Source organism: Denitratimonas organivorans (assembly GCF_037478135.1).
Lineage (GTDB): Bacteria > Pseudomonadota > Gammaproteobacteria > Xanthomonadales > Xanthomonadaceae > Denitratimonas.
The window spans coordinates 102,661-127,850 of sequence record NZ_JBBHDV010000011.1 but is presented as its reverse complement, the minus strand read 5'-3'; the positions used below and the strand labels follow the sequence as shown (position 1 = coordinate 127,850).

22 protein-coding genes and 1 pseudogene are annotated in these 25,190 nt (G+C 63.9%); 10 read left to right on the top strand and 13 right to left on the bottom strand.

Features of this window, described 5'->3' with window-relative positions; genetic code table 11:
• On the bottom strand, positions 1-1,372 hold a 1,372-nt coding region (gene groL, locus WDB66_RS11905), incomplete at its 3' end, for a chaperonin GroEL (RefSeq protein WP_339398812.1).
• Between the two features lie 137 nt (positions 1,373-1,509).
• The gene (gene groES, locus WDB66_RS11900) at positions 1,510-1,797 is read right to left on the bottom strand and encodes a co-chaperone GroES (RefSeq protein WP_339398811.1); all 288 of its coding nucleotides are present in this window, start codon (positions 1,795-1,797) and stop codon (positions 1,510-1,512) included.
• 213 nt (positions 1,798-2,010) lie between these two features.
• On the opposite strand from groES, the gene WDB66_RS11895 reads away from it, so the two are divergent.
• Positions 2,011-4,383, top strand: coding sequence for a ligand-binding sensor domain-containing protein (locus tag WDB66_RS11895; RefSeq protein ID WP_339398810.1), 2,373 nt, complete (start codon positions 2,011-2,013; stop codon positions 4,381-4,383).
• A 31-nt stretch (positions 4,384-4,414) separates the two neighbouring features.
• Here WDB66_RS11895 and WDB66_RS11890 read toward each other — a convergent pair whose 3' ends face one another.
• Positions 4,415-5,086: an SDR family oxidoreductase gene (locus WDB66_RS11890; protein ID WP_339398809.1), complete on the bottom strand. Its 672-nt coding sequence runs from the start codon at positions 5,084-5,086 to the stop codon at positions 4,415-4,417.
• A gap of 349 nt (positions 5,087-5,435) precedes the next feature.
• On the opposite strand from WDB66_RS11890, the gene WDB66_RS11885 reads away from it, so the two are divergent.
• The 3 genes from WDB66_RS11885 to WDB66_RS11875 all read left to right on the top strand — a co-directional run bounded on the left by WDB66_RS11885 (position 5,436) and on the right by WDB66_RS11875 (position 9,182).
• Positions 5,436-7,133: a choice-of-anchor Q domain-containing protein gene (locus WDB66_RS11885; protein WP_339398808.1), complete on the top strand. Its 1,698-nt coding sequence runs from the start codon at positions 5,436-5,438 to the stop codon at positions 7,131-7,133.
• 320 nt (positions 7,134-7,453) lie between these two features.
• Complete coding sequence (locus tag WDB66_RS11880) at positions 7,454-7,975, top strand: hypothetical protein (protein ID WP_339398807.1); 522 nt, start codon at positions 7,454-7,456, stop codon at positions 7,973-7,975.
• 40 nt (positions 7,976-8,015) lie between these two features.
• Complete coding sequence (locus WDB66_RS11875) at positions 8,016-9,182, top strand: TIGR03032 family protein (RefSeq protein WP_339398806.1); 1,167 nt, start codon at positions 8,016-8,018, stop codon at positions 9,180-9,182.
• Positions 9,183-9,231: 49 nt separating this feature from the next.
• Here WDB66_RS11875 and WDB66_RS11870 read toward each other — a convergent pair whose 3' ends face one another.
• Together WDB66_RS11870 and WDB66_RS11865 are read right to left on the bottom strand one after the other, a co-directional pair.
• Positions 9,232-9,621 (bottom strand): VanZ family protein, encoded by a 390-nt coding sequence (locus WDB66_RS11870; protein ID WP_339398805.1) that lies wholly within the window; start codon positions 9,619-9,621, stop codon positions 9,232-9,234.
• Positions 9,621-10,841 carry a class I SAM-dependent methyltransferase gene (locus WDB66_RS11865; protein WP_339398804.1) on the bottom strand — a complete coding sequence of 407 codons (1,221 nt, stop codon included), beginning with the start codon at positions 10,839-10,841 and terminating at the stop codon, positions 9,621-9,623. The genes WDB66_RS11870 and WDB66_RS11865 overlap by 1 nt, the downstream gene beginning before the upstream one ends.
• Before the next feature lie 91 nt (positions 10,842-10,932).
• Between WDB66_RS11865 and WDB66_RS11860 the strand changes: the two genes are divergently transcribed.
• Positions 10,933-11,673 (top strand): pteridine reductase, encoded by a 741-nt coding sequence (locus WDB66_RS11860; RefSeq protein WP_339398803.1) that lies wholly within the window; start codon positions 10,933-10,935, stop codon positions 11,671-11,673.
• A 264-nt stretch (positions 11,674-11,937) separates the two neighbouring features.
• On the opposite strand, the gene folK is transcribed toward WDB66_RS11860, so the two are convergent.
• The 4 genes from folK to tsaD all read right to left on the bottom strand — a co-directional run bounded on the left by folK (position 11,938) and on the right by tsaD (position 15,400).
• Positions 11,938-12,426, bottom strand: a complete 489-nt coding sequence (folK, locus tag WDB66_RS11855) for a 2-amino-4-hydroxy-6-hydroxymethyldihydropteridine diphosphokinase (RefSeq protein ID WP_339398802.1) — start codon at positions 12,424-12,426, stop codon at positions 11,938-11,940.
• A 156-nt stretch (positions 12,427-12,582) separates the two neighbouring features.
• Complete coding sequence (locus tag WDB66_RS11850; protein WP_339398801.1) at positions 12,583-13,860, bottom strand: mechanosensitive ion channel family protein; 1,278 nt, start codon at positions 13,858-13,860, stop codon at positions 12,583-12,585.
• A complete protein-coding gene (folB, locus tag WDB66_RS11845; protein WP_339398800.1) occupies positions 13,857-14,219 on the bottom strand; it encodes a dihydroneopterin aldolase in 363 nt (120 codons plus the stop codon). Before folB ends, WDB66_RS11850 begins: the two co-directional genes overlap by 4 nt.
• A 128-nt stretch (positions 14,220-14,347) precedes the next feature.
• Positions 14,348-15,400 carry a tRNA (adenosine(37)-N6)-threonylcarbamoyltransferase complex transferase subunit TsaD gene (tsaD, locus tag WDB66_RS11840; RefSeq protein WP_339398799.1) on the bottom strand — a complete coding sequence of 351 codons (1,053 nt, stop codon included), beginning with the start codon at positions 15,398-15,400 and terminating at the stop codon, positions 14,348-14,350.
• 142 nt (positions 15,401-15,542) lie between these two features.
• Between tsaD and rpsU the strand changes: the two genes are divergently transcribed.
• The 4 genes from rpsU (at position 15,543) to WDB66_RS11820 (ending at position 18,190) form a co-directional block, all read left to right on the top strand.
• Entirely contained in the window at positions 15,543-15,758 is a 216-nt protein-coding gene (gene rpsU, locus WDB66_RS11835) for a 30S ribosomal protein S21 (protein WP_137912178.1), read from the top strand.
• 184 nt (positions 15,759-15,942) lie between these two features.
• Entirely contained in the window at positions 15,943-16,389 is a 447-nt protein-coding gene (locus tag WDB66_RS11830) for a GatB/YqeY domain-containing protein (RefSeq protein ID WP_339398797.1), read from the top strand.
• A 315-nt stretch (positions 16,390-16,704) separates the two neighbouring features.
• A complete protein-coding gene (locus WDB66_RS11825; protein ID WP_339398796.1) occupies positions 16,705-16,860 on the top strand; it encodes a hypothetical protein in 156 nt (51 codons plus the stop codon).
• A gap of 232 nt (positions 16,861-17,092) precedes the next feature.
• Positions 17,093-18,190 carry an IS110 family RNA-guided transposase gene (locus WDB66_RS11820; RefSeq protein ID WP_339398795.1) on the top strand — a complete coding sequence of 366 codons (1,098 nt, stop codon included), beginning with the start codon at positions 17,093-17,095 and terminating at the stop codon, positions 18,188-18,190.
• A gap of 462 nt (positions 18,191-18,652) precedes the next feature.
• Here the strand turns inward: WDB66_RS11820 and WDB66_RS11815 are convergent, their stop codons facing one another.
• The 3 genes from WDB66_RS11815 to WDB66_RS11805 all read right to left on the bottom strand — a co-directional run bounded on the left by WDB66_RS11815 (position 18,653) and on the right by WDB66_RS11805 (position 22,310).
• Complete coding sequence (locus tag WDB66_RS11815) at positions 18,653-19,372, bottom strand: ATP synthase subunit B family protein (RefSeq protein WP_339398794.1); 720 nt, start codon at positions 19,370-19,372, stop codon at positions 18,653-18,655.
• A gap of 124 nt (positions 19,373-19,496) precedes the next feature.
• Entirely contained in the window at positions 19,497-20,159 is a 663-nt protein-coding gene (locus WDB66_RS11810) for a zinc ribbon domain-containing protein (protein ID WP_339398793.1), read from the bottom strand.
• A 171-nt stretch (positions 20,160-20,330) separates the two neighbouring features.
• Entirely contained in the window at positions 20,331-22,310 is a 1,980-nt protein-coding gene (locus WDB66_RS11805; RefSeq protein WP_339398792.1) for an AAA family ATPase, read from the bottom strand.
• 259 nt (positions 22,311-22,569) lie between these two features.
• Here WDB66_RS11805 and WDB66_RS11800 point away from each other — a divergent pair.
• Positions 22,570-23,591, top strand: a pseudogene (locus WDB66_RS11800) (integron integrase).
• A 22-nt stretch (positions 23,592-23,613) separates the two neighbouring features.
• Here WDB66_RS11800 and ilvA read toward each other — a convergent pair.
• Complete coding sequence (ilvA, locus tag WDB66_RS11795) at positions 23,614-25,161, bottom strand: threonine ammonia-lyase, biosynthetic (protein ID WP_339398791.1); 1,548 nt, start codon at positions 25,159-25,161, stop codon at positions 23,614-23,616.
• Between the last annotated feature and the right edge of the window lie 29 nt (positions 25,162-25,190).

Here is a 25,190-nt window from a genome sequence, read left to right as displayed (position 1 = left end):
CGTTGGCCACGATGGCGCGCAGCGGGGCTTCCAGCGCACGGCGGGTGATGGCGATGCCCAGGTTCTGGTCTTCGTTGATGCCCTTCAGGCCTTCGATCGCCTTGAGCGAGCGGATCAGCGCCACGCCACCGCCGGGGACCACGCCTTCTTCCACCGCTGCACGGGTAGCGTGCAGGGCGTCTTCGACGCGCGCCTTCTTTTCCTTCATTTCCACTTCGGTGGCGGCACCGACCTTGATCACTGCCACGCCGCCCGCCAGCTTGGCCACGCGTTCCTGCAGCTTCTCGCGGTCGTAGTCCGAAGAGGTTTCCTCGATCTGCGCCTTGATCTGGCCGATGCGCGACTGGATCAGCTCGGCTTCGCCAGCGCCGTCGATGATGGTGGTGTTTTCCTTGGTGATGACGACGCGCTTGGCGCGGCCCAGATCGTTGATCGTGGCCTTCTCAAGCTGCAGGCCGACTTCCTCGGAGATCACGGTGCCGTTGGTCAGCACGGCGATGTCGCCCAGGATGGCCTTGCGGCGGTCACCGAAGCCCGGCGCCTTGACGGCGGCGACCTTGACGATGCCGCGGATGGTGTTGACCACCAGCGTTGCCAGGGCCTCGCCTTCCACTTCTTCAGCCACGATCAGCAGCGGCTTGCCGGCCTTGGCCACGCCTTCCAGCACGGGCAGCAGCTCGCGCACGTTGGAGATCTTCTTGTCGTGGATGAGGATGAACGGGTCGTCGAATTCGACCTGCTGGCTCTGCTGGTTGTTGATGAAGTACGGGCTCAGGTAGCCGCGATCGAACTGCATGCCTTCGACCACGTCCAGCTCGTTCTCAAGGCCCGAGCCTTCCTCGACCGTGATCACGCCTTCCTTGCCGACCTTCTTCATCGCATCGGCGATGATGGTGCCGATGGATTCGTCGGAGTTGGCCGAGATGGTGCCGACCTGGGCGATGGCCTTGTCGTCGGCGGTGGGCTTGGAGAGGTTCTTCAGCTCGCCGACGGCGGTCTTGACGGCCTGGTCGATGCCGCGCTTCAGGTCCATCGGGTTGATGCCGGCGGCCACGGCCTTCAGGCCTTCCTGGATGAAGGCCTGGGCCAGCACGGTGGCGGTGGTGGTGCCGTCACCGGCCACGTCGGAGGTCTTGGAAGCGGCTTCCTTGACGATCTGCGCGCCGAGGTTTTCCAGCTTGTCGGCCAGTTCGATTTCCTTGGCGACCGAAACGCCGTCCTTGGTGATCGTCGGCGAACCGAAGCTCTTTTCCAGCACGACGTTGCGGCCCTTCGGGCCCAGGGTGGTCTTGACCGCATTGGCCAGGGTGTTCACGCCGCGAAGCAGGCGCGCACGCGCGTCTTCGCCGAAACGGATGTCTTTAGCTGCCATGTTTGTAGCTCCAGATATATGGGGATGTTGGGAAATCGCCAGCGGCGACTTGAAACGCGATGGCGGGTGCCGGATGCGGCGCTACCGCGGCAGCCAGTGACTGCCCGTGCGGCTCGCGCAACCGGCTCCGCGGCCGATCAGCCGATGATCGCGAACAGGTCGTCTTCGCGCACGACCAGGTATTCGGTTCCGTCAACCTTGACCTCGGTACCCGAGTACTTGCCGAACAGCACGGTGTCGCCCACCTTGACCTGGAGCTTGCGCACGCTGCCGTTGTCCAGCGGCTTGCCTTCGCCAACGGCAATGACTTCGCCACGGATCGGCTTCTCGGTGGCGCTGTCGGGGATCACGATGCCGCCAGCGGACATCTTTTCTTCTTCCAGACGCTTGATGATCACACGGTCATGCAGCGGGGTGAGTTTCATGACAACCCTCATAAGTTGTTGATTGATGGAAAGCACCGGTCTTTTATCAGCACTCGCCGGTGGTGAGTGCCAATTCTAGCCGGCAAAAAACCGCAGGTGAAGCGGGCTGACCGCTTTATGGGTCCGGCGAAAGGCGTTTCAAGGCCGCTCGCCCACCCGCGCGCCGTCCACGAGGCATACTGGTCCATCCCGCCCTGGATGCCGGCTGCTCCAATGCACGCACCTGTCGCCCGGATCGCCCTGTTGATGCAGTTGCTGCTGTCGGTGACGACCGTTGCCGCGAAAGACGACATCCCCACGCTGACGCAATCGGCAGCGATCATGCGGCCCGAGCTTGCGCCGGTGCTCCGCAACTTCACCAGCGAGCACGGGCTGCCGCTCAACGCGGTCACCAGATTGCTGCAGACGGCCGATGGTTACCTCTGGATCGGCACTTTCGGCGGTCTGGCCCGGTTCGACGGCCACCGCTTCAGCCACTTTTCCGCCGACATCGGCGTGGCCATGGGAAACGGCCCAAGTGTCGAGGCCAAGGGTCCGGCCAGCAACCGCATCATCTCGCTGTTCGAGGATGACCGCGAACGGCTGTGGCTCGGCACCGAGGATGCCGGAATCAGCGTGCTGGCCAATGGCCGCTTCCTGCAGCTGGACATCTGCCGGCGACGTTGCCGGGTGAACAACATCCGCCAGGGTGACGAGGCGATCTGGTTGTCCACCAATGTCGGCTTGTGGCGGGTGGACATGGATTCGTTGCAGGCCCGCACGCTTCAGGACATGGGAGAGTCGATCATCAGCGCCACGCTCCCGGATGCAGTCGGCGGGATGCTGGTCCTCACGCCCCACCACCTCCTGCACTACACCGGGAACGGCCTGGACCCGATCCCGGCGCCGGAGGATGTCGACGACCTGAATCACATCCAATCCACCCCGGACGGTGCCTACATCGGCAGTGGCGTCGATCTGTACCACTACACCCTTGCCGACCGGACATGGCGCGCGTTCGGGCTGGGTCCGGTGGAAGGCATGTTTCCGGCACGAGACGGCACCCTGCTGGTCGCGCTGTATGATGGCCGGATCCTTCGGGTGCATGCCGACGGCCGCCATGAATCGATTGCCGATATCGCGCCCTTCATTCCGTCCCACATCACCGAAGACAGCGAGGGCAACATCTGGGTCGGCACCCAGAATCGTGGCGTGCTGCGTGTCCACACCCCATGGATCGGAACCCTCTCCTCCGAAGAGTTCGACATGCGCGCCCCTGGTCGTTCGGTCACGATGAGCGGGAACGGCGGAATGATCTTCGCGCTCGCCTGCAAGGGTCTGCGCCACTGGCACGCCGATGGCCGCGTGACACACTGGATCGCGCCGTCTGGCGACCCCTTGCGCTGTATCGACACCCTGTACACCGCGCCAGACGGGACCGTTTGGCTGGGTGCCGAAAGCGGTGCATTGTCGCGCATCGCCCCCGGCCAGATCCTCCCGGACGGGATCACCGCCCACTGGGCCGGCAATCACCCGATCTACGCCATTTTCTCGCCGACCCCGGACCAGCTGCTGGTTTCGGTCTGGAGGAGCACTTACCTGCTCCAGCTGGACAAAGACGGTCGAATGCTCGATTCGGAACCCGTAGCCGCCCTGGAAGGCATGACGGTACGCCGGGTGGTGGCATCGCGCGCCGGCGGGCACTGGTTTATCGGCACCGAAGGCGCCGTTCGCCTGGATCGGGGCACAGTCGCGGAACGTTGGTCCAGCAGCGATCACCCTTCGCTGCACTTTTCCCGGACCCTGCACGAAAGCGACGACGGCACGCTGTGGATCGGCACCTATGGCAGCGGACTGAACCGCATCGCGGGTGGTCAACTGCAGGTCTACGACCAGGACAACGGCCTGTTCGACGACACGGTCTCCTGCATCATGGAAGACCGGCGTGGCCGTCTGTGGGTAGGCGGCAACCTGGGCGTGTCGATGCTGTTGCCCACCGCCACCGGGCTGGACATGACGCAATCGGTGCGCTTCAGCACCAACGATGGCCTGATCCCTTCGGAGATCAATGGCGGCACCCAATCCACCTGCATCTCCGACACCCGCGGCCGATTCTGGTACACCCTGGTCGAAGGTTTCGCGGTACTTGCCCCGGATGACTACGACAAGCCGGAGACACGCCCGCCACCTCCGCATATCGAACATGTCGCCGTGGCCGGCGTCGCGCACGATCCGCGGCGCCCACTGCGCCTGCCCCCATCGGCCGGCAACATCGAAATCAGCTACACCGCGATCAACCTGTCCGATCCGGAACAGCTGCGTTTCCGCTTCCGCCTTTCCGGGGTCAACGAGAGCTGGATCGAGGCCGGCACCCACCGCAGCATCGTCTATCCGAGCATCCCGTGGGGAGAGCACACCTTCCAACTGCAGGCCAGGAACGAAGGTGATTCCTGGCCAAGAACCGCCGTGGAGCTGGAGATCGTGCGTCCCGCGCCGTGGTACCAGCGCCCGTGGGTGTGGCTGGTAAGCACACTGCTGGCCCTGATCCTGCTGCTGGATGCGAGCTGGCAGCGCAGCCCGTCGCGCCCTGTCCCAAAGCCGAAGTAGGTCCGCGCCTGACGCAGTGGCGCCCGCAGGATCACCAGGGCAGCAGGCTGCCGTTGGCGTGCCAGAAGCTGCCACTGTGTGACAGGGTCAGTCCATCCAGACGCTCGGCCAGCCCCTGCGCCGCCTGTTCCGGCGACACATCGCCCTTGCCACCGACCATTTCGGTGGCGACAAAGCCCGGGTGCAGCAACGCCACCGCGATGCCACGCGGCGCCAGATCAACGGCCAATGATTTGCCCACGGCATTGACCGCTGTCTTGGAAGCGCGATAGCCGTAATAGCCGCCCGAGCCGTTGTCGGCCATCGAACCCATGCGGCTGGTGATGATGCCGATGCGGCCACCGTCCACCAGATTCCCGCGTACTGCTTCCACCACGCGCAGGGGGCCCAGCGTGTTGACCTCGAACTGGCGGCGGATGGCATCGAACGCCGCCTCGTCCAGCGCACCGAGCACTTCGTTGGTGAAGATGCCCGCGTTCAGGATCAGCACGTCGATACGGGCATCGCCCAGTCGCTGTGTCAGGCCTGAGACAACGGAGGCATTCGCCATGTCAACACCGGCTTCCACCCGCGCGCCGGTGGCATCCAGTTCCTCACTGGAGCGTCTGCACACGGCAATCACGTCATCACCGCGGGCGCGGTAGAGCCGGGTCAGTGCGAGTCCGATGCCACGGTTAGCACCGGTGATAAGGATCGTGGCCATATCGGTTCCGGGAAGCTTCAGAGGATGGGCACCGTATGAGCCGCTCCCGACACCCGTCAAGGTTCCGACAGCACCCAATCGTGACGGATGTCCGGTTTCCGGTCCTTTTCCCGTATCCGTCCCTGTACCAGAAGGCTGTCCCGGCTTCCGGTACTCCGGAGACACCCGACGATTCGGCCGGCAACCGCCGTCGGGAGTGACCGGGTTGCAGGCACCCACCTGCTCGCCACCGCCCGCCCCGCATGCCGCACGTATCGGCAGACCTGCCGCAAGCAGGCCTGGTCTGGTTGATACCGGCCGGGACAGCGGAACGAGTCACACCCCCCAGAATCACGGAGAGAACGTACCCATGCACAACCACCTTCCCACCCGGTACCGCACGGCGCCACGCAAACCAATCACATTGGCACTGAGCCTGGCACTCGGCCTGGCGACCACCCAGGTCCTGGCGGCGCCGGATGCCCCATCGCCGCTGTCATCGGATGATCACGGCCCGGCCGCTGCCCTGATGCGCAGAGCCGCGGAAGCCGGCATCGCCGTACCACGTGACCTGCCCTACTTCATGGAGCTTGCTGCAAAGCGGCGGGCGGAATCCGCTGACGCAAGCCCGAAAGCCACCATCACCGTCACCAACTGCAACGATTCCGGCGGCGGCAGTCTGCGTGCAGCGATCGGTTTCGCCGCCTCGGGCGATGTGGTGGACCTGTCGGGACTGAACTGCAACATCACGCTGGCCTCCTCCATCGTCACCTCGGTCGACAACCTGACGCTGAAGGGCAATCCGGAAAAGAAATACGGCATCAGCGGCAACAACCAGATCCGCCCTCTGGTCCACAACGGCACCGGGACCCTTACCCTGGACGGACTCACGGTGCGAAACGGCCGCGTCACATCCAGCAGCAGCGCCAGTCCCACGCGGGGTGGTTGCATCCTGTCCGACGGCAGCGTGGGGCTGACCAATCAGGCGCAGGTGAAATACTGCGAAGCGCGCAACACGTCCACCTCGGGTTCGCCCCTCGTGCAAGGCGGCGCGATCTTTGCGGCCGAGTCCGTCACGCTCAACGATGGCGGCCGGGTTTCCGGTTCAACCGCGCGCAGTGCGCGCGGAAACGCGGAAGGCGGCGGAATCCATGCGCCATTCGTGCAGATGTCCGGCGGGCTGATTGAAAACAATACCGCGCAGATTACCGGGGATGGCACCGTCGCTTCCGGCGGCGGCATCCATGCCGACAGCGTGATTGGCAAGTATTCCATCGTCCGCAAGAACAAAGCCGTCGTAGCAGGCTCTGCCACAGCGGTACGTGCGGTGGGTGGTGGAATCCGACTGGAAGGCGAAAACGTCAGTACGATGAAGTATTCCACGCTGAACGACAACGCCATTCAGGGCTCCGGCGCCGTTTTTGCAGGCGGCGCTGCCATTTCGCTTGCCAGCTCTACCGCCTCTGGCGACGCGCTGGAGCTGAAGTTGAGCACGATCGCCAACAACCAGACCGACAATTCGGTCAAATACGGTGGCGCCTTGTCACTGGGGCAGAATGCGGTGATCCGCAGCTCCACCATCAGCGGCAACACCGAAAAGAACGCGAACGACGAGAAATACGGAGCCGGAATCACGCTGGATCAGGGCGTCACTCTGACAATGACCAGTTCCATCATCGCTGGAAACCACCTGATCAACTCCACCAGCGGCACCTCTATGATGTCCGACCTGGGCGTACGCGAGCCGGACAGCGGTACCGCCACCGTGGTCGGCACCCGGAACTTCCGCAACTGGATTCATTCCGGCATCACCTGGCCCACCGGCAACTTCGGCGGGCTGGAGTCGGTGCGGCTCGGCTCGCTGGCGGACAACGGCGGCATGACCCAGACCATGATGCCGAACCCCGACAGCCCGGTGATAGACAAGGGTGGGATCGAGGGACTGAGCGGCTCATACGACCAGCGTGGGGAAGGCTTCCCGCGCGTGATCGGCACCCAGGCCGATATCGGCGCGGTGGAATGGAAACTCAATCCCGAGATTTTTGCGGACGGGTTCGAGCAGGACTGATCACACGCCTGGCTTGAACACGCAGCGGGCAGGATGCATCCCCTGCCCGCTGCAACGCCGACTCGACGCAAGCCGCAACCGCGACCACGCAGGCACTGGCCGTCGGCACGGCTGCGCAGACGCGGGGCATTGCGATACATTCGCCCGAAACTCACCAACGCGAAGCGCGTCCCGACTCATTCCCCATCTTCCGCCCGCACCCGTCGGTCACTGATGCCGGGCGGCACACCAATCTCTAGTAACCTGCTTCCGCTTACAGGGGAAGGATGGCCATCGTTGTCCTTCATACCCGGAGGCTTCCCCGCAAGGACATCGCCGTCGTGACATCAACCCATAACGATACCGCTGCACCGCAAACCAGCCGCTTCGAACTGATCCGCATCTGGCCAGCGATCACGCCGACCGATGCCGACGAACTGCTGGCGTTCTGGAAGGAACACAACGCCATACCGAACGAAGCCCAGGCCCGTGCCCGTCTGGCGCAGGTGGTGCTGCTGGCGCGCGATGCGGGCGGAGCCATCGCCGGGGTCTGCACCGCCTATCCGATGACGCCGCCGCAGCTGGGTCAGCCGATGTACTTCTGGCGCGGCTTCATCGCGCCCAAATGGCGCCGCACGCGGCTGATCGGCAGCCTGCTGTCACGCTCCTGCGAGGTGCTCGGGGAGCACGCGCGCGACAACGGTTTCCCCTGCATCGGCATCCTGCTGGAGCTGGAAAACGACCGCTTCGGCAGCGTCGGGCGCAAGGCCGAATGGGTCAACCCGCGTTTTTCCTACATCGGCAAGAGTCCGCGTGGGCTGGATGTCCGCGCCCATTACTTCCGCGGTGCGAAACTGAAATGATGCTGCCCCAATTCCTTGAACCATCAGCCCGGAACCCGGCATGAGCGACACCTACGGCCAGAACCCCGACACCCCAAAGAACGCCGACGCGGCACCCGCCAATGGGGCGGTGCCACTGTCCGAACAGGCCTTGGCCAGCGTCCACACCAGCAACTTCCCCGACGTGCTGCGGCATTTCCACAGCTCGCTGGCGGTCAGCACCTATCAGGCCGGCAAGCTGGTGCTGCTGCGGCCCGATGGTACCGCGATCAACACCCATTTCCGCAGCTTCAACCGGCCGATGGGCATGGCCACCGACAGCGGCCGCCTGGCGCTGGGCTCGAATCTGGAAATCAGCGAGTTCCACAACATGCCGGACATGGCGCCCAAGCTGGAAGACCCGCCACGCCACGACGCGGTCTACATGGCGCGGCGCGGGCACATCACCGGCGCCATCGACATCCACGAAATGGCCTGGGCCGCCGATGGTGAATTGTGGTTCGTCAACACCCTGTTCTCCTGCCTGTGCACGCTCGACAACCGCTCCAGCTTCGTGCCGCGCTGGCGCCCCTCCTTCGTCAGCCACTACGCGCCGGAAGACCGCTGCCACCTCAACGGCCTGGCGATGCGCGACGGCCAGCCGCGTTATGTCACCGCGCTGGGCAACACCAACACACCCGGCGGCTGGCGCAAGAACAAGCGCAACGGCGGCCTCTTGATCGACCTGGAGGGCGAGCGCGTGCTGTGCGAGGGGCTGTCGATGCCGCACTCGCCACGCTGGTACCGCGACCAGCTCTGGGTGCTGGAGTCGGGCCGCGGCGCACTGGTCCGGGTGGATCCGGTCAGCGGCGAGCGCACCGACGTCGGCCGCGTACCCGGCTTTGCCCGCGGCATGGATTTCATGGGGCCGCTGGCCTTCATCGGGCTGTCCCAACTGCGCGCCAGCAACCCGTTTACCGACATCCCGATCACCGACGACAACAGCGACCGGCTCTCCGGCGTGTGGGCCGTCAACATCGAGAACGGCAACACCGTGGCGTTCCTGAAGTTCACCGGCGGGGTCGAGGAAATCTTCGCGGTGCAGACCCTGCAAGGCACGCTGTTCCCGGAAATCGTCAGCGAACCCGAGCATCTGGCCAACGCCTATTCACTGCCCGATGAAGCCCTGCGCCAGGTACAGCTTACGCCGCCGCCCAAGGACGGCGAGCCCTCCACCTACACCTACTGACGCCACTTAAATCCGTGCCCGCCCGGCACGGATCGACGGGAACGGCGTGTCAGGCGATGCGCCGTTCCAGCCGCTGCAACCAGGTGGCCAGCGGCGTGTTCGCCAGCAGCAGCGCCGCCAGCACCCCGGCGGCATTGGCCAGTGCATCCCAGACATCGAGCATGCGCAGATGCGGCACCAGCATCGCCTGGGCCAGCTCCATCAGCACGCCCAGCGCAGCCAGCGCCAGCGCTACCGGCAGCAGGACGCGGAGCCGCGCAAACAGCTGCACCGCCGCGAACATCAGCGCGAAATACGCGCCAAAGTGCAGCAGCTTGTCAAAATGATGTGGCGTTTGCGCCGGCATCGGTGGCGGCGGCACCAGCGACAGCACGATCACCGCGGCAATCGCGCCCAGCCACAGCGCCAGCCAGCATTTCGGCCAGCGCAATGCCCGCATCACAGCCGCCAGCGCAGGTCGCCCTGCAGGAAGGCGTGACCGAAATCCACGCCCCGGGCAAAGCCCATCGCCTGGAAGGCATCCCCCATCGCACCCGGCAGGGTCAGCTGCTTGACCTGCTGCGAGAGGGCGTATCGCGTGGCCTCGTCGGGCGCCAGGTCGTGCAGGGTCTGGAAGCACTGCGCCAGCTCGTTGCCGAACAGGAAACCGGCCTGCGAGGTGTAACCGGCCAGTTCGAAACCGGCGCCGCTGCCGGCCTCAGCCAGCGCGGTGAAATCCACCGATGCGGTCAGATCGGTCAGGCCCGGCCACAGGAACGGATCCTCCACCAAGCGGTGCCGGTAATAGCCGCGCAAGGTACCGCCGGCACGCTGGGCCGCGTAGAAATCCCGACGCGGATGGCCGTAATCCACGAACAGCATCGCGCCCTCGCGCAGCGTTCCGGAAATCGCCTGGATCCAGTACGGCAGCTGCGCCAGCACCTCGGAACGGAAGCCGTCCGGCAGCGGCGAGCCGAGACTGTTTTCCAGATGCCGCACTGCCGCCGCCAGCAGCATGTCGGCCGGGCGGTCGGTGCGCCGCAGGCGGCCATCGGCATCCTGCGCCACGTGTTCCTCGAACACCTCGCCCTCGTGCAACGCAAAGCGCAGCGTCGGCAGCGCATCCAGCACTTCATTGGCGAACAGCACGCCGCGCCACTGTGCCTCGGGCGGAGCGTTGATCCATTCCACCCGTTCAAACAGCGCTGCCGGCAGGGTGTCATGGAGGCGTTCGCGCTGGCGTTCGCGCAGATCGGCCGAAGGCTCCAGGATCGCGTAGCGCGCCGGCAACGCATCCAGCAGCGCCAGATGGGTCAAGACATCCTGCGCGAAGGCGCCGCTGCCGCCGCCCAGTTCGAGGAATTCAGCACCCTCGCCCAGCTGCCGCAGCACCGGCGCCAGCGCCTGCGCCACGCATTGCGCGAACAGCGGGCCCAGCTCCGGCGCGGTCACGAAATCCCCGGCGCGGCCGAATTTCTGCGCCCCGGCGCTGTAGTAACCCAGCCCCGGCGCATACAGCGCCAGCTCCATGTAACGCGAAAACGGGATCGCCCCGCCCTCGGCGGAAATCACCTGGGCGATCAGCTGCGACAACTGCGCGCTGTGTTCGCGGGCGGCGGCATCGGGTTCAGGCAGATCGGCGTGCACGTACACCACTCCGGCGTGGAAAAGGGCGTCCATGGTACGACGCCGCGCCTGCATCCATGCCGGCACCACAGCCCAGCCGCGCCGCGATGGATTCGCGCCATGCCGAACCGGTATCGTTGGCGGCATGAATGAGCCCCGTCCCGTTGCCCTGATCACCGGCGCCGCACGCCGCATTGGCGCCGCCATCGCCACCGCCCTGCATGACGCCGGCTACGACCTCGCCCTGCACTACCGCGAAAGCGCCAGCGACGCGGCCGCGCTGCAGGATGCGCTGGAGGAAAAGCGCCGCAACAGCACCGTGCTGCTGCGCGCCGACCTGTCCGACATCGAACGCCTGCCGGCGCTGGTGGAACGCACCGTGCTGCGTTTCGGGCGGCTGGATGCGCTGGTCAACAACGCCTCGGCCTTTTTCCCCACACCGGTCGGTGAAACCCGCGAATCGATGTGGGACGCGCTGATGGATTCCAACGCCAAAGCGCCGTTCTTCCTGTCCCAGGCCGCCGCCTTCCACCTGCGCGAATCGCATGGCGCGATCCTGAACCTGTCCGATGTCTACGCCGAACGCCCGCTCGCGCAGCACACGGTGTACTGCATGGCCAAGGCCGCGATGTCGATGCTGACGCTGTCGCTGGCGCGCGAACTGGGGCCGCAGGTGCGGGTCAACGCAATCGCGCCGGGCGCCATCCTGTGGCCCGAATCCCCGAGCGACCCGGCATTGCGCGACGCACTACTGGAACGCACCACGCTCAAGCGCATCGGCGAACCGGATGATGTCGCGCAGGCCGCCGTGTTCCTGCTCGGTCAGGCGAACTACACCACCGGCCAGATCCTGCGCGTGGATGGCGGCCGCTGGCTGACGATCTGAGCGTTCGCGCCGGAACTAGCCCGGATATTTCATGAGGGGCGTGGATGATCGCGAGGGATTTTGCGCCGCTCGCAAGGCGCAACGACTCCCGGTGGCAGGCCCCACCGGGGGGAGGAGCAACGCAGCGAGCGGCGCAAAAGACCCGCGAGCGCCGCGTCAGCAGAAAAGTGCGCGGGACACTTCATCCCAAGCGGGAACATGGATCAAATGACAGTCTGGTGCGGTTTTCCAAGCACTTTTCTGCGATCTCATGAAATATCCGGGCTAGAGCACCAGAACTTCAACCGGCGCCGGCGCGGCATGGTCCGGATGCGCCTGCCACAACTGCCGCAAGGTGTGGCCGGACACCGGATCGACGAAATCCGGCACCAGCGCCGCCAACGGTTCCAGCACGAAGGCGTGTTTCAGCTCCGGGCGCGGCAGGCGCAGATTGCCCGGGCCGCTGAGCACCAGGTCGTCGTAGAACACCAGATCGATATCCAGCGTGCGTGAGGAAAAACGCGGCACATCGCGGCGCCGGCCATTGGCATCTTCCAGCGCGTGCAGCCAGTCGTTGAGCTGCTGCGGCGACATCGCGGTATCCATCACCGCTGCGGCATTGAGGAAATCCGGCCCCTCGAAACCGACCGCCGCATAGCGCAGCAGCGGCGAAAAACGCACATCGGGAAAGGCCGCGCGCAACGCCGTCGCGGCTGCCGCCAGATGGGTCACAGGTTCGATATTGCTGCCGAGGCTGAGCAGGGCCAGGCCCATGGATGCGGTTCCGCCATGCGGGGAGCGAAGGCGCAATTCTAGAAGCCGGCGCGGCATCCGGCCAGCAGGAATGCACCTCGCGCCATGCCGCCCATCGTCAAATTCACACGTACCGCAGCCGGCCGCCCGCGCAGCGCCGGGCATCATGGCAGCCGATCAGCCCTCTTCCGCCACCGCATGCTGGCGCAGGCCATCGCGCAGATCATGGCCGGCCGGTTCCTGGAAGATGCGCAGGCCGAACTCTGGCAGGATCGCCAGCAGGTGATCGAAGATGTCGGACTGGGTGTCCTCGTAGAACGCCCAACTCGTGCCGGCGGTGAAGCAGTAGATTTCCAGCGGCAGGCCGGTGGCGGTGGGCTGGAGCTGGCGCACCAGCATCGTCATGTCCTGGTGGATGCCCGGATGCGCGCGCAGATAGCGCACCACATAGGCGCGGAAGGTGCCCAGATTGGTCAACCGGCGCGCGTTGGCCGGGTCCGTGCGCACCCACTCACCCTGCTCCGCGTTCCACTGCGCCAGCTCGCCTTCCTTCTCGCCCAGATAGTCGCCAATCAGACGCAGCCGGTGCAGGCGCTGCTGCGTGGTTTCATCCAGAAAGCGCACCGAGCTCTGGTCCAGATACAGCGCGCGCTTGATCCGGCGCCCACCGGATTCCTCCATGCCGCGCCAGTTCTTGAAGGACTCGCTGAGAAAGCGCTTGATCGGCACCGCAGTGATGGTCTTGTCCCAGTTCTGCACCTTGATCGTGTGCAGCGAGACATCGATGACATCGCCATCGGCGCTGGCCGACGGCATTTCGATCCAGTCGCCGACGCGGATCATGTCGTTGGAACTGACCGTCACGCCGGCCACGATCGACAGCAGCGTGTCCTGGAACACCAGGATCAGCACCGCCATCATCGCGCCCAGCCCGGACAGCAGCACCAGCGGCGAGCGGTCGATCAGCACCGCGATCATCAGCACCGCGGCAATCGCGAACACGATGATCTTGACCAGCTGCAGATAGCCCTTGATCGGCCGGTCGCGGGCACTCTCGCGGCGCTGGTACAGGGTGTTGAACATGTCCAGCGCCTTGGAAATCGCCAGCGCCACGGTCAGCACGATAAACGCCGCGCCGACATTGCGCACCACCTTGACCACGGCTTCGGGCAGGCCCGGCACCAGCACCACGCCGGCCATCAGCACCAGCGCCGGCACGATGTTGGCCAGACGCGGAATCACGCCATAGCGAAAATCCCGCCCTTCGCCGGTCGCCGCCGGCATCACCGTGGCACGCAGCGCCCGGCGCAAAGCGCGCAGCAGCACCTTCTTGGTCACGAAGTTCGCCAGCCACGCCGCCAGACACAAGGCTGCCACCACCACCGCCGCATACAGCCACGGGTGCGGTTCCAGCGTCTGGCGCAGCGTGTCGAAGCCTTCGATCAACGCATTCATGCCGCCACCGCCCGCTCACGCACGATCTTCACCCCGACCGCCCGCGCACCACGCACCGCACCGGGCTTGCTCAGCTTCAACTGCACCCGGCGCACCGGGAATTCGTCCAGGATCAGCGCCGCCACGCGCTCGGCCAGCGTTTCCACCAGCCCGAAACCGCTGGCCTCCACATAGCCCGCAACGCGCTTGCTGACCGCCTTGTAGTCCAGCGTGTCCGTGATGGCGTCAGTGGCGGCCGGTACGCGGTTGTCGAAGGCCATTTCGATGTCGAACCACAAGGGCTGGCGGATGTTGCGCTCCCAATCGTAGATGCCGATCAGGGCTTCGACTTCGAGTTGTTCGATGAAAACGGTGTCCATGGGGGCGGGAATGGGGAGTAGAGAATCGGGAATGGTAGAGGCAAACGGCCAAGGGTGCCGTGGAAGGCGGGGATTGGGATTCAGGAATCCCAAAAGCGAAGAGCGAAAAGCTCGCGGGATTCCTGCTTTTACGAATCCCCAATCCCCATTCCCGAATCCCCGCCTGTCGCCAGAGGCGACAGGCCCGCCATCTCCCAGCGCGGACGCACCCGGATCGCGGCGTCTTCATACTGGCCGGCCTGCAAACGCAGCGCGCCGGCGAAGGCGATCATCGCGCCGTTGTCGGTGCAGAACTCCGGGCGCGGGAAGCACACCGCCACCCCGCGTCGTTGCGCCAGCTCATCCAGCCGCGCCCGCAATCGGCGGTTGGCGCCGACGCCACCGGCCACCACCAGAGCGCGCCGGCCGGTCTGTACCAGCGCGCGTTCGCACTTGATCGCCAGGGTGTCGGTCACCGCCTCCTCGAAACCGCGCGCGATGTCGGCGCGGGTCTGGGCCGACTGGTCGGACTGCTGCCAGGCCAGCAACACCTGGGTCTTGAGCCCGGAAAAACTGAAATCCAGCCCGGGGCGATCGGTCATCGGGCGCGAGAACGTGAACACGCCCGGCCGCCCTTCGCCCGCCAGCCGCGCCAGATGCGGCCCGCCCGGATACGGCAGCCCCATCAGCTTGGCGGTCTTGTCGAAGGCCTCGCCGGCGGCATCGTCCAGGGTTTCGCCCAGCAACTGGTAATCGCCGATGCCGCGCACATCCACCAGCTGCGAATGGCCGCCAGACACCAGCAATGCCACGAACGGCGGCTGCGGTGCGTTCTCTTCCAGCAGCGGCGCCAGCAGATGCCCTTCCATGTGGTGCACGCCGATGGCCGGCACTTCCAGCGCGAACGCCAGCGCCCGTCCCGCCGCCGCGCCCACCAGCAACGCACCCACCAACCCCGGGCCGGCGGTATAGGCCACACCGTCGATATCCGACAATTGCAGCCCGGCCTGCGCCAGGCACTCGCGCACCAGCGGCACCAGCTTGCGCACATGGTCGCGGCTGGCCAGTTCCGGCACCACGCCGCCGTAATCGGCGTGCATCGCCACCTGGCTGTAGAGCGTGTGCGCACGCAGGCCGGCGGCGGTGTCGTACACCGCGACGCCGGTTTCATCGCAACTGGATTCGATGCCGAGGACGATCATGGAAGCTTCCGGGCTGAAGGCACGCCCGACAGCACCCACAGGCGCCGGGCTTGCACTGGACGATAATTGCCCAGTATCATACGCGGCTCACACAACGACCGGGGCTGTCCCGGCGCCCCCAAGTTCAGCATCCGGAGCTTCCATGCCCAGCGTCAAAGTCCGCGAAAACGAGCCGTTTGAGTTTGCCCTGCGCCGCTTCAAGCGCACCTGCGAAAAGGCCGGTGTCCTGGCCGAAACCCGCAAGCGCGAGTTCTACGAGAAGCCGACCCAGGAGCGCAAGCGCAAGGCCGCCGCAGCGGTAAAGCGCCACCTGCGCCGCGTCTCGCGCGATGTGACCAAGCGCCAGCGCCTCTACTGAGTCGCCGCGCGCTGACCTGAAAGCCGGCCGCGCCCTGCGCTGCCGGCTTTTTGTGTTGGGGGCAGGGATTCGGGAATGGAGAATCGGGATTCGTAGAAGCTGGAATCCCGCGAGCTGTTTGCTCTCCGCCCTTCCCGATCCCGAATCCCAACCCCAGCTTTTCAACCCATCCCAGGTCCCAGCCATGAGCCTCAAGCAACGCCTCACCGACGACATGAAAGCCGCGATGAAGAGCGGCGAAAAGGAACGTCTGGCCACGATCCGCCTGGTCTTGGCTGCCATCAAGCAGCGCGAAGTGGACGAGCGCATCGAACTGGATGACGCCGCCGTGCTGGCCGTGTTGGAAAAGATGCTCAAGCAGCGCCGCGACTCGGTTTCCCAGTACGAAGCCGCCAATCGCGACGACCTGGCCGACATCGAACGCCGCGAAATCGCCGTGATCGACGTCTACCTCCCGGCCAAGCTCGACGAAGCCGCGATCAGCGCCGCCATTGCCGCCGCCATCGCCGAAACCGGCGCCAGCGGCCCGGCCGACATCGGCAAACTGATGGGCGTACTCAAGCCCAAACTCGCCGGTCAGGCCGACATGGGCCTGGTCTCGGCACTGGTGAAGAAAGCGCTGGCCGGCTGATCCTGCCAAACGGAACCGAAACCACCGGCTCCCACCGCCCCAACCCAGCAACACCCGAAACAGAACGGGCCGACGGAGAAATCCGCCGGCCCGTTTCTTTTCCACCCCCGCAAAATTCAATCATCAAGCAGCAAACAAGTAGCCCGGGTAAGCGCAGCGCACCCGGGACCAACCCTCAAGTCGCAACATACTGCCCACTCCCCTGACCCGACTGTTTGCCCCGGCCATATACGGCCACACCACCGCACCCCATGAAAACGACCTGTCTGGAGTAAGACCCCGGGGAAATATCCCGCCAACAAACCGAATAAACGAATGCAACCGGCCCCAGCCAAGATGGCGGGGCAAGCGCCGCAAGGCGATGATGATTTCCTCGGACGCAAGGCCGATGAGCTGGATCATCGCGAAAGCCTGTTCTACCACCCAGCGTCGTACAACGATGATCCTGACCCGCGGTTTGAAGACGACTGACTGGTGATGGCCCCTACTTTTGCTTGGTCGCACTGATCAGCATGCCCGAGCCTTTACTGCCTGCCTGTCCGGCATCGCGAGTGCCCGTACCCGGCGGATTCAACCCTGCCGCGCCGCGAAGCGGCGTCGGCTTGAATGATCGAATGGACTCCCCCCGCGTCGCCACACGGCTTCGATGAGCCAGACTGAAGGTGTTCGCCATCAGGACACGGGATCACGGGAGGAGTCCGACATGCACGCTACCACCAAACCTGTTCGCAATGAATCGTCCGCCGCCGTCACGCTGGCGGTGGACTTGGCCAAGGATGTGTTCGAGCTGGCGTTTGCCGATGCGACGGGGCGCATCGTTGCGCGCAAGCGACTCAAACGCGGGCCGTTTGCCGAGTGTCTGCAAAACCGCGCGCCATTGCGCATCGTGATGGAAGCCTGCGGTTCGGCGCACGCCTGGGCGCGACGCTTTATGCGACTCGGGCATGCGGTGGAACTGCTGCCGGCGCAGCATGTGCGTCCGTACGTGCGTGGCAACAAAACCGATCGTGCCGATGCCGCCGGCTTGCTGGAAGCGGCACGCTGCGGTGATATCCGGCCGGTCCCGGTAAAGACACCGGAACAACAAGGCGTACAGGGTCTGCATCGCATCCGCGAGCATCACAAGGCCGAGCGCACCGCCGCGATCAACACGGTGCGCGGGTTGCTGCGCGAGTTCGGATTCGCCATTCCCGCCGGTGCCGACAAGGTACGTCCCGCCGTGCTGGCGGCGCTGGAGGATGGCGACAACGATATTCCGATGGACCTGCGTCACGCGCTGGCCGGGCTGCTGGATCGGATCGTGTCCTGCCAGGAAGCGATGGCCGCCATCGAAAAGCAGCTGGCCGATATCGTCCGACGTGATACCCGCAGCCAGCACCTGATGGCCGCCAGCGGTATCGGCCTGATCACCGCCACCGCGATGAGCGCGGGCATCGGCGACTTTGCCCGATTCCCCAGTGGCCGGCACTTCGCCAGCGCACTGGGCCTGACCCCGCGCGAATACTCCAGCGGCGGCCAGCGCAAACTCGGGCGCATCACCAAGCGCGGCGATGTGTACCTGCGCACCCTGCTGATCCACGGCGCCCGCTCGGCCCTGATGGCGGCACACAAGGCGAAAAAACGCGGCCAGCCGCTGGATCGCACCCAGCACTGGGCGCTGGCGCTGGCCGAACGCAAAGGCCACAACAAGGCCGTGGTGGCGCTGGGCAACAAGACCGCGCGGCGGCTCTGGGCGGCCGAACACCACGGCGCGAGTTTCGATCCCGAACACGTCAGCCGCCGAGAACAGCAAGCCGGCTGATTCCCTTTCACCTCAACCCAATTACCGCGTTACCGATTCACCGCAGCAAGAAACACCGCAATACCGTTTACCCGTTCTGCTGTTGCACCGCCTCAACTCATGCAAGCGTGTCGGTCCCCGAGACGACCAAGCCGATAACAAAAAACCGCCGGGAGCGGTTTTTGACATCGCGCAGCGATGGCCCGGAGGGTGGCCGCCATGGATGGCAGGCCACCATGTTGATCCTCGTGATCGTTTGAACGTCTGGCCCCAACTCGCGGATTCCATGATGGCTCGGGCAAAGCCCACCGCAAAGCCGAATACACGAATGCAACCGCTCCCGTTTGCCGGAGTTGAAGCAAAAGCGTCAGCAGGATGAAAAGCCAGAATCACATGCCGTGAAGCTGGTGCTTCACAAAACCATGCCGTCAGGGGTTGACGGGGGAGTCCATACATGAATTGTTAGGGAGCGCTCGACGCAACCTATCTCTCTTCATGATCGCCTTTGATGCTATCGAACGGCTCGAAGGAGATGGGCACCGCTCCAGACCCCTTATTGGAGAGGCCTAGTTCATCGCACAGTCTGGCGTAAAACTTCGGCTGAATCCCGCCGGGATAGGCCCAGCTATCCCCGTCCTTCTCCATACGCAAGATGCCCGAAATATAGCGATACTTTTTTCCTAGCTTGTTCCTTTTGATGTAGTTCGAAACGTGGCTGCTATGCGTAAATTCCAGCGGCTTAAGTTCAGCCACCAATTCATAAAATTCTTTTTCTTCAATTTGGGAGCGCTGAAATTCGGCTGCAAGTTTAGCTTTCCTTCTGGCCTCTTCCGCAACACGCTCTGGCTCCTGCAGCTCATACAAGATTCGAGCTTCTTCTCGCTTTCTTCTTGTTTCTTCTTGTTCTATTCTTTTTCTTTCAAGCTCCGCATCTAGCAACTTGCGCTTCTCATAGTAGATTTTCTCGTTTTCAATCCACGATGAGGCGTGGTTCGTGTGCCACAGTTTGTATGCCGCTATGTAGGCGGCCAAGTTATCTTCATTGCGGCACGGCTTGATGCGTTTTCTGATGCCCTCGGCAATGAACTTTCCCATCGTGGAAGATGCTGGGCTCCAAAGGAACAGGTGCGGGCAGTCCGGCAATTGGATCGAAGGATCGAAAACAAGAGCTTCTCCTTCAACCTGACCGACCCAGATTGTCATGCGTGCCCCCTAACTCAGTGTTAAGCCGCCGCTGCGCGACAGCGGTCCGGAAGAACGAAGCTTATCCTCAGCGGTCGGCTTGAACAGATAGTTGGGCGTCGACCCGCAGAGCCCGCATCCGCCGCTATTCAAAGGCGTGTCCGCAATACCGGCAAACCTTCGCCGCTGCTTTGACATCCTCCGCACACTTCGGGCATGCCTTGGTAGCCTCGTGACTGGTAGGCGGAGCCGCGGCCGGTCGTCGATACTCATAGGTAACAGACAGCGTGCCATCCGGCTTCACAATTAGCATGTAGATGAAGACGATGATGCCGATGACAATCACACAAAGCAGAAGCGCCAGCAGAAAGGTACCGCAGCCGTAAGAGCCAGGCGCCCATTCTTGCGACGTCGGCACATACCCCTCGGCGGCCATGCGCGGAGCTTCTGCCTGGAACGCCGCCATTGCGCGTGCATGCGATCCCTTATACGTCTTGACAATGGTTGGGGCTTTGGGAGCGGCAGCACCTGCCGAGGGAACGTAAGCTGCGCCGAGGAGCTTGCGACGCTGTGCCTCAGCCGTATTCTGTGCGTACGCATCACGGGATGCAGCGCGCTTACGCTCAGCATCCGCTGCTGCTGCGCTCGCTGCCTGGCGTGCTGCTTCTTCCGCAGCCTGCTTATTAGCTTGCTGCTGGATGTGCGCCTCAACACGCGAGTAGATCGCCCCGCACTTTGGGCACTCCGCCAACTCGCTGCTTGGCGTTTCTGGATTCTCGTGTCCGCACTTCAGGCACGATTTTGGCATCACCTAGCTCTCCCTTTGAGCAGATGGACAGAACAGGCCAGGCACTCCGCTCGACGCCCAACGCAAAGCTGAGCCGCGGCGTAGCCGTCGGCTCTAGCTACTGGTTAGGCTGTTTTTCCTGTTGCATATCATGGTTGCACTTACCACCGGTGACACCGCCGTGGCAATTTCTTACTTCAGGGCTTTGTTGATCGAGCCAATCAATCCAGCCCACTGTTTCCGCTCGTCTTCTGTCAGGTCGGATGCTTCATGTGATCGTGCCCAGCGCAAGAAAGCCTTGGCTAGTTTGTACTTGGAGAAGTCGGCGACTTCGGCTGCAAAGACGTCCACGATCGGGCGAGAAACCTGAGACGCAGCCGCAGCCGTGACATCCCAGCCGAGATCATTGCGAGCGACCTGCACCAACGTTTCCCGGAGAAGATCCTCGACTTCCGGTTTGGTGACAGTGCCCATGTAGGAATCCTTCGTCCGGAGGATCTTCTTGTTCCCAAGCGTGTAGACAAGAGTGTCCTGCTGAGCGGCTTGATCGCCCGCAGCGTCTGAGTCGAGGAGCGCAGCAACCTTTAACTTATGCGCGTGCAGGATGGTTGCGTAGTACACCACCTTCCCCGCGCTATTTGCGAAGACGAGTGCGATCTTCTGGTCGAGATCAGCGTCGCCCGAGGCACGGAGAAGCTGTGCGACGGCCTCCAAATACCAGTAGTCTGTCAGACCCTCCACAATAAGGTTTCGTGTCTGAGAGAAGAGGCTCTGCGCCAGGTCGTATCCGAGAGCCTCCTGGAGCGGGAGCAATGCTGCGGGATCTCCAGTCGTCAGACTCCTGTGGACCTTAGTTCCGACGGTTCGGTTCGTCATGTCAACGACACGCACAATGTCCAGTTCATCGGGGCCAACAAGGAAAGGTGAGTGCGTCGTGTAAAGAGTCTGATTGTTTTCAGCGAGGCGCGAGATGGTTTCTCGGAAATCCCGTTGCTTGAGCCCGTGAAGGTTTAGGCCAGGCTCATCGAGCAAGAGGATTGCGTTCTTGTGCTTCTCTGCAGCCTCCGCGAAGAACACTACGAAAAACGAGACGAGCCACTGAAACCCTTCGGAACGTTGGTCTAGCTCTATCTCAACGCCCAGTTCGTCCTCAACCACGACTTTCAGGTACTGCCCATCTGCCTGGATGCGGAGCCGGTCTGCCTCCGCGCGGTCAGGATTCGGCATCCAGACCGAAACGATCTCTCGGGTGAGCTTCACACTCGCCGCGTTGAGTTGGTAGCTTCGCGAATCGAGGTTGTCTTTGTACGACTTTAGTGCTGCTGAGTCGCCGGGCTTTGGCTGGGGAGTGTTCCCGATATCAGCGAGTTCCCTTGCGGTAAACCCCAGAAGCTTGAGGAGGCAAAGGTTCCCGTAGTCGTACTGTTCGTCGTCGAGTACGCCGCTCTCGACACGCTGCGCAAGATGTGCGAGGTGAATCCGCGGGCGTACACGGAAATAGTTGTTAAAAAGGACAAAGACTGGAATACGCTTCTCAAAGTGCTTGAGTACGGCAACTCGCTCTTCGACAACGCTGCACGCTGCACGAAGGCGGTCGTAGCGCTCGTCCTCGGAGCGGTTCGCTTCGTCGATCAGCGGCAGCGTCTTTTCAAGCCATGATTTAAGCTTTGTCGCCCGTTCGCCGCTGAGGGAGGTTGAATCATTCCAACCCGCCGTGATCTCCGCGAGCGCAGTACTCGGTGCAGGCTCATCAGGATTCTTCCGCGCGTCAACGTGCGCGGACAACCGATTGAGATCCTTTGCCAACGAGCCGAATGTCGGAATGGCCGGAGCGCCGTCGAGATGGTGCCAAGCGCTGTTGTCGAGGTTACGGCCAAGGACGTACGTGCAGTCTTTGTAAGCTTCCGGAAGGCCTATGAGGTCGTCTTCATCAGGCTTGAAATGACCCTCGACGACCGTGACGTCGGCGGGATCCACCAAACCTCGCTTAATGTCATCGTAATCTGACCGCGGGTAGTCGCGCAGCGCGTCGAATCCTGCGACCTCCTTCGGCTTGTTGAGCTGCTGGAGCGCCTGAAGGATGACCGTTTTACCGGCCTCGTTTGGGCCGACGAGGATAGTCTTGCCGTTTTCGACCTCGAATTCTCCGGTGTCTCGGATGCTGCGGTACATCCGAATGCGCGCTTTGCTAAGTCTCACTTCCAACGGCTCCTGTTCTTCTTATCTATTGCTCAACTTCTCCGCAATAGCGGGCGTGTATGCGTTATTGCCTAACTACAATTAGATGATACATCGCCGCGTAATCCCACAACCTAATCCGTGGTATCGCAGCACGTTTGGAAAAAATCCTACCCTTGATCAAGGGATTGTCGGATTCCACCGCCTAATCCCACCGCCTAATCTGCCCGCATTTGTGGTTCAGGAAGGCGTCATGCAGCGATCCTCGCACAGGGTGGTTGGAGCGGCAAGCAAGCCGGACGCGGCACAAGGCGGTGGGAAGCCGCCGAAGCTGCTGGATCAGGTTCGGGAGCGGGTGCGCCGGCTGGGATATTCATCGCGCACCGAGGAGGCCTATGTCGGCTGGACGCGGCGTTTCATTCTCGCCAATGGCGTGCGTCATCCACGCGAGATGGGCGCGATGGAGGTGGAGCGCTTCCTCACGACACTTGCTGTTCAAGGCAATGTCTCGGCGTCGACGCAGAATCAGGCGTTGGCGGCCTTGCTGTTTTGTATCGGCAGGTGCTGGGCATCGAGTTGCCGTGGATGGCCGACATCAAGCGGGCGAAAAAACCGGAGCGGCTGCCGTTGGTGCTGGGCCGCGACGAAGTCATGGCCCTGCTCAACGGGATGAGCGGGGTGACGTGGCTGGGGGCGGCATTGCTCTACGGTGCCGGGCTGCGGCTGATGGAGTGCCTGCGGCTGCGGGTGAAAGATGTGGATTTTGGTCGGCGCGAGATCACGGTGCGGCAAGGCAAGGGCGGCAAGGATCGGCGCACGATGTTGCCGGCGATGGCGGTGGAGGCGCTGCAGGATCAGCTGCGCGAGGCGCGACGCATGCATGAGCGCGACCTTTCGGCGGGGTTGGGCGAGGTGTGGCTACCGGATGCGCTGGCGCGCAAGTTTCCCAATGCCGGGCGCGAGTGGGCGTGGCAATACGTCTTTCCCGCGTCCAGGCGCAGCACTGACCCACGTTCGGGCCAGATCCGGCGGCATCATCTGGATGCGTCTGTATTGCAGCAGGCGGTGAAGCGTGCGGTGCGCCTGGCTGGCATCGACAAGCCTGCCAGTTGCCACACGCTGCGGCATTCTTTCGCCACGCACCTGCTGGAGGCCGGTCAGGATATCCGCACCATCCAGGAGTTGCTCGGGCACAAGGATGTGGCCACCACACAGATCTACACCCATGTACTCAATCGCGGCGGGCACGGAGTACGCAGCCCGCTGGATCGGTAAATGCCTGTGGCCGGATCCGGTGCTATGCGCTGCCCAGGCCGAATTGCAGCAGTGCGGGGTTGCCGGTTTCTTCGGTGTACCAGTAGCCGAGTTTTTCCAGGTCGGCGGCGAAGGCGGTGTCGTCGGGTTCGGCCACTTCGAAGCCGCACAGCACGCGGCCATCGGCGGCGCCGTGGTTGCGGTAGTGGAACAGGCTGATGTTCCAGTGGCTGCCGAGGGTTTCGAGGAAATGCCGCAGTGCGCCGGGGCGTTCGGGGAATTCGAAGCGGAACAGGCGTTCGCGTTGCAGCGGGGCCGGGCCACCGACCAGATAGCGCACATGCAGGCGCGCGGTTTCGTTTTCGGTGTAATCGGCGACGGGATAGCCGGCCCCGGCCAGCATGTCGCGCAATGCGGTGCGTTCGGCGGCGCCACCTTTCAATTGCACGCCCAGATAGATCTGCGCCTGGCCGGGGCCGTGGTAGCGGTAATTGAATTCGGTGATGGCGCGCTGGCCCAGTGCGCGGATCAGCTCGAGATAGGCGCCGCGCCGCTCCGGGATGGTGACACCGAAGATCGCTTCGTTCTGTTCGCCGATGCCGGCACGTTCGGAAACATAACCGAGCCGGTCGAAATTCATGTTGGCGCCGCTGAGCACCGCGACCAGGGTGCGGCCGCTGCCGGGATTTTCCGCGCACCAGCGTTTCATGCCGGCCACGGCCAGCGCACCGGCGGGTTCGACGATGGAGCGGGTGTCTTCGAACACGTCGCGGATCGCGGCGCAGACCTGGTCGGCATCGACGGTGATCACTTCATCAATGCGCCCGCGCAGCAGTGCGAAGGGCAGCGCGCCGATCTCACGCACCGCGCAGCCATCGACGAAGATGCCGACGTGGTCCAGCCGCACCGGGTGCCCGGCCTCGCAGGCGGCCTTGAGGCAGGCGGCGTCGTCCGGTTCCACCGCGATCACGCGGATGGAAGGGTCCAGCGCCTTGATGTAGGTCGCCATGCCGGCGGCCAGGCCGCCCCCGCCGACGGGAATGAACACCGCGTCGATGCGGCCGTGGTGGTCGGCCATCAGTTCCATCGCGACGGTGCCCTGCCCGGCGATCACGTCCTGATCGTCGTAGGGATGGATCAGGGTGCGGCCTTCGCGCGCCAGCAGTTCCATGCCGTGCGCGGCGGCATCGTCGTAGGAATCGCCGTGCAGCTCGGCACGCGCGCCGAGCGCCTGCACTGTGTCGGATTTGATGCGCGGCGTGGTGGCCGGCATCACGATGACCGCATCCAGTCCGAGTTCGCGCGCGCCCAACGCCACACCCTGCGCGTGGTTGCCGGCGGATACCGCGAGCACACCGCGCGCGCGTTCTTCCGGCGTGAGCCGCGCCAGCCGGGTGTAGGCGCCGCGCACTTTGAACGAGAACACCGGCTGCTCGTCTTCGCGCTTGAGCAGGATGGTCTCACCCAGCCGGCGTGACAGCCGCCGCGCTGGATCCAGCGGTGTGCGCTGCGCCACGTCGTAGACCGGTGCGGTCAGGATCGCGCGCAGCCAGGCGCTGGCGTCATCGATGGCGGGGTGGGGGCGGTTCATGCGGTGAGGTTCTCTGTTGGTGTTTTTAT

What these genes read in the sequence shown, in the direction of transcription:
- groES (WP_339398811.1), bottom strand. Translation starts at nt 1,797, where the DNA reads ATGAAACTCACCCCGCTGCATGACCGTGTGATCATCAAGCGTCTGGAA.
- folK (WP_339398802.1), bottom strand. Translation starts at nt 12,426, where the DNA reads ATGGGCCTGGCCCTGCTCAGCCTCGGCAGCAATATCGAACCTGTGACC.
- WDB66_RS11890 (WP_339398809.1), bottom strand. Translation starts at nt 5,086, where the DNA reads ATGGCCACGATCCTTATCACCGGTGCTAACCGTGGCATCGGACTCGCA.
- WDB66_RS11860 (WP_339398803.1), top strand. Translation starts at nt 10,933, where the DNA reads ATGAATGAGCCCCGTCCCGTTGCCCTGATCACCGGCGCCGCACGCCGC.
- WDB66_RS11820 (WP_339398795.1), top strand. Translation starts at nt 17,093, where the DNA reads ATGCACGCTACCACCAAACCTGTTCGCAATGAATCGTCCGCCGCCGTC.
- ilvA (WP_339398791.1), bottom strand. Translation starts at nt 25,161, where the DNA reads ATGAACCGCCCCCACCCCGCCATCGATGACGCCAGCGCCTGGCTGCGC.
- rpsU (WP_137912178.1), top strand. Translation starts at nt 15,543, where the DNA reads ATGCCCAGCGTCAAAGTCCGCGAAAACGAGCCGTTTGAGTTTGCCCTG.
- WDB66_RS11830 (WP_339398797.1), top strand. Translation starts at nt 15,943, where the DNA reads ATGAGCCTCAAGCAACGCCTCACCGACGACATGAAAGCCGCGATGAAG.
- WDB66_RS11850 (WP_339398801.1), bottom strand. Translation starts at nt 13,860, where the DNA reads ATGAATGCGTTGATCGAAGGCTTCGACACGCTGCGCCAGACGCTGGAA.
- WDB66_RS11810 (WP_339398793.1), bottom strand. Translation starts at nt 20,159, where the DNA reads ATGCCAAAATCGTGCCTGAAGTGCGGACACGAGAATCCAGAAACGCCA.
- WDB66_RS11870 (WP_339398805.1), bottom strand. Translation starts at nt 9,621, where the DNA reads ATGCGGGCATTGCGCTGGCCGAAATGCTGGCTGGCGCTGTGGCTGGGC.
- folB (WP_339398800.1), bottom strand. Translation starts at nt 14,219, where the DNA reads ATGGACACCGTTTTCATCGAACAACTCGAAGTCGAAGCCCTGATCGGC.
- WDB66_RS11875 (WP_339398806.1), top strand. Translation starts at nt 8,016, where the DNA reads ATGAGCGACACCTACGGCCAGAACCCCGACACCCCAAAGAACGCCGAC.
- WDB66_RS11815 (WP_339398794.1), bottom strand. Translation starts at nt 19,372, where the DNA reads ATGACAATCTGGGTCGGTCAGGTTGAAGGAGAAGCTCTTGTTTTCGAT.
- tsaD (WP_339398799.1), bottom strand. Translation starts at nt 15,400, where the DNA reads ATGATCGTCCTCGGCATCGAATCCAGTTGCGATGAAACCGGCGTCGCG.
- WDB66_RS11865 (WP_339398804.1), bottom strand. Translation starts at nt 10,841, where the DNA reads ATGGACGCCCTTTTCCACGCCGGAGTGGTGTACGTGCACGCCGATCTG.
- WDB66_RS11825 (WP_339398796.1), top strand. Translation starts at nt 16,705, where the DNA reads ATGCAACCGGCCCCAGCCAAGATGGCGGGGCAAGCGCCGCAAGGCGAT.
- WDB66_RS11885 (WP_339398808.1), top strand. Translation starts at nt 5,436, where the DNA reads ATGCACAACCACCTTCCCACCCGGTACCGCACGGCGCCACGCAAACCA.
- WDB66_RS11805 (WP_339398792.1), bottom strand. Translation starts at nt 22,310, where the DNA reads ATGTACCGCAGCATCCGAGACACCGGAGAATTCGAGGTCGAAAACGGC.
- WDB66_RS11895 (WP_339398810.1), top strand. Translation starts at nt 2,011, where the DNA reads ATGCACGCACCTGTCGCCCGGATCGCCCTGTTGATGCAGTTGCTGCTG.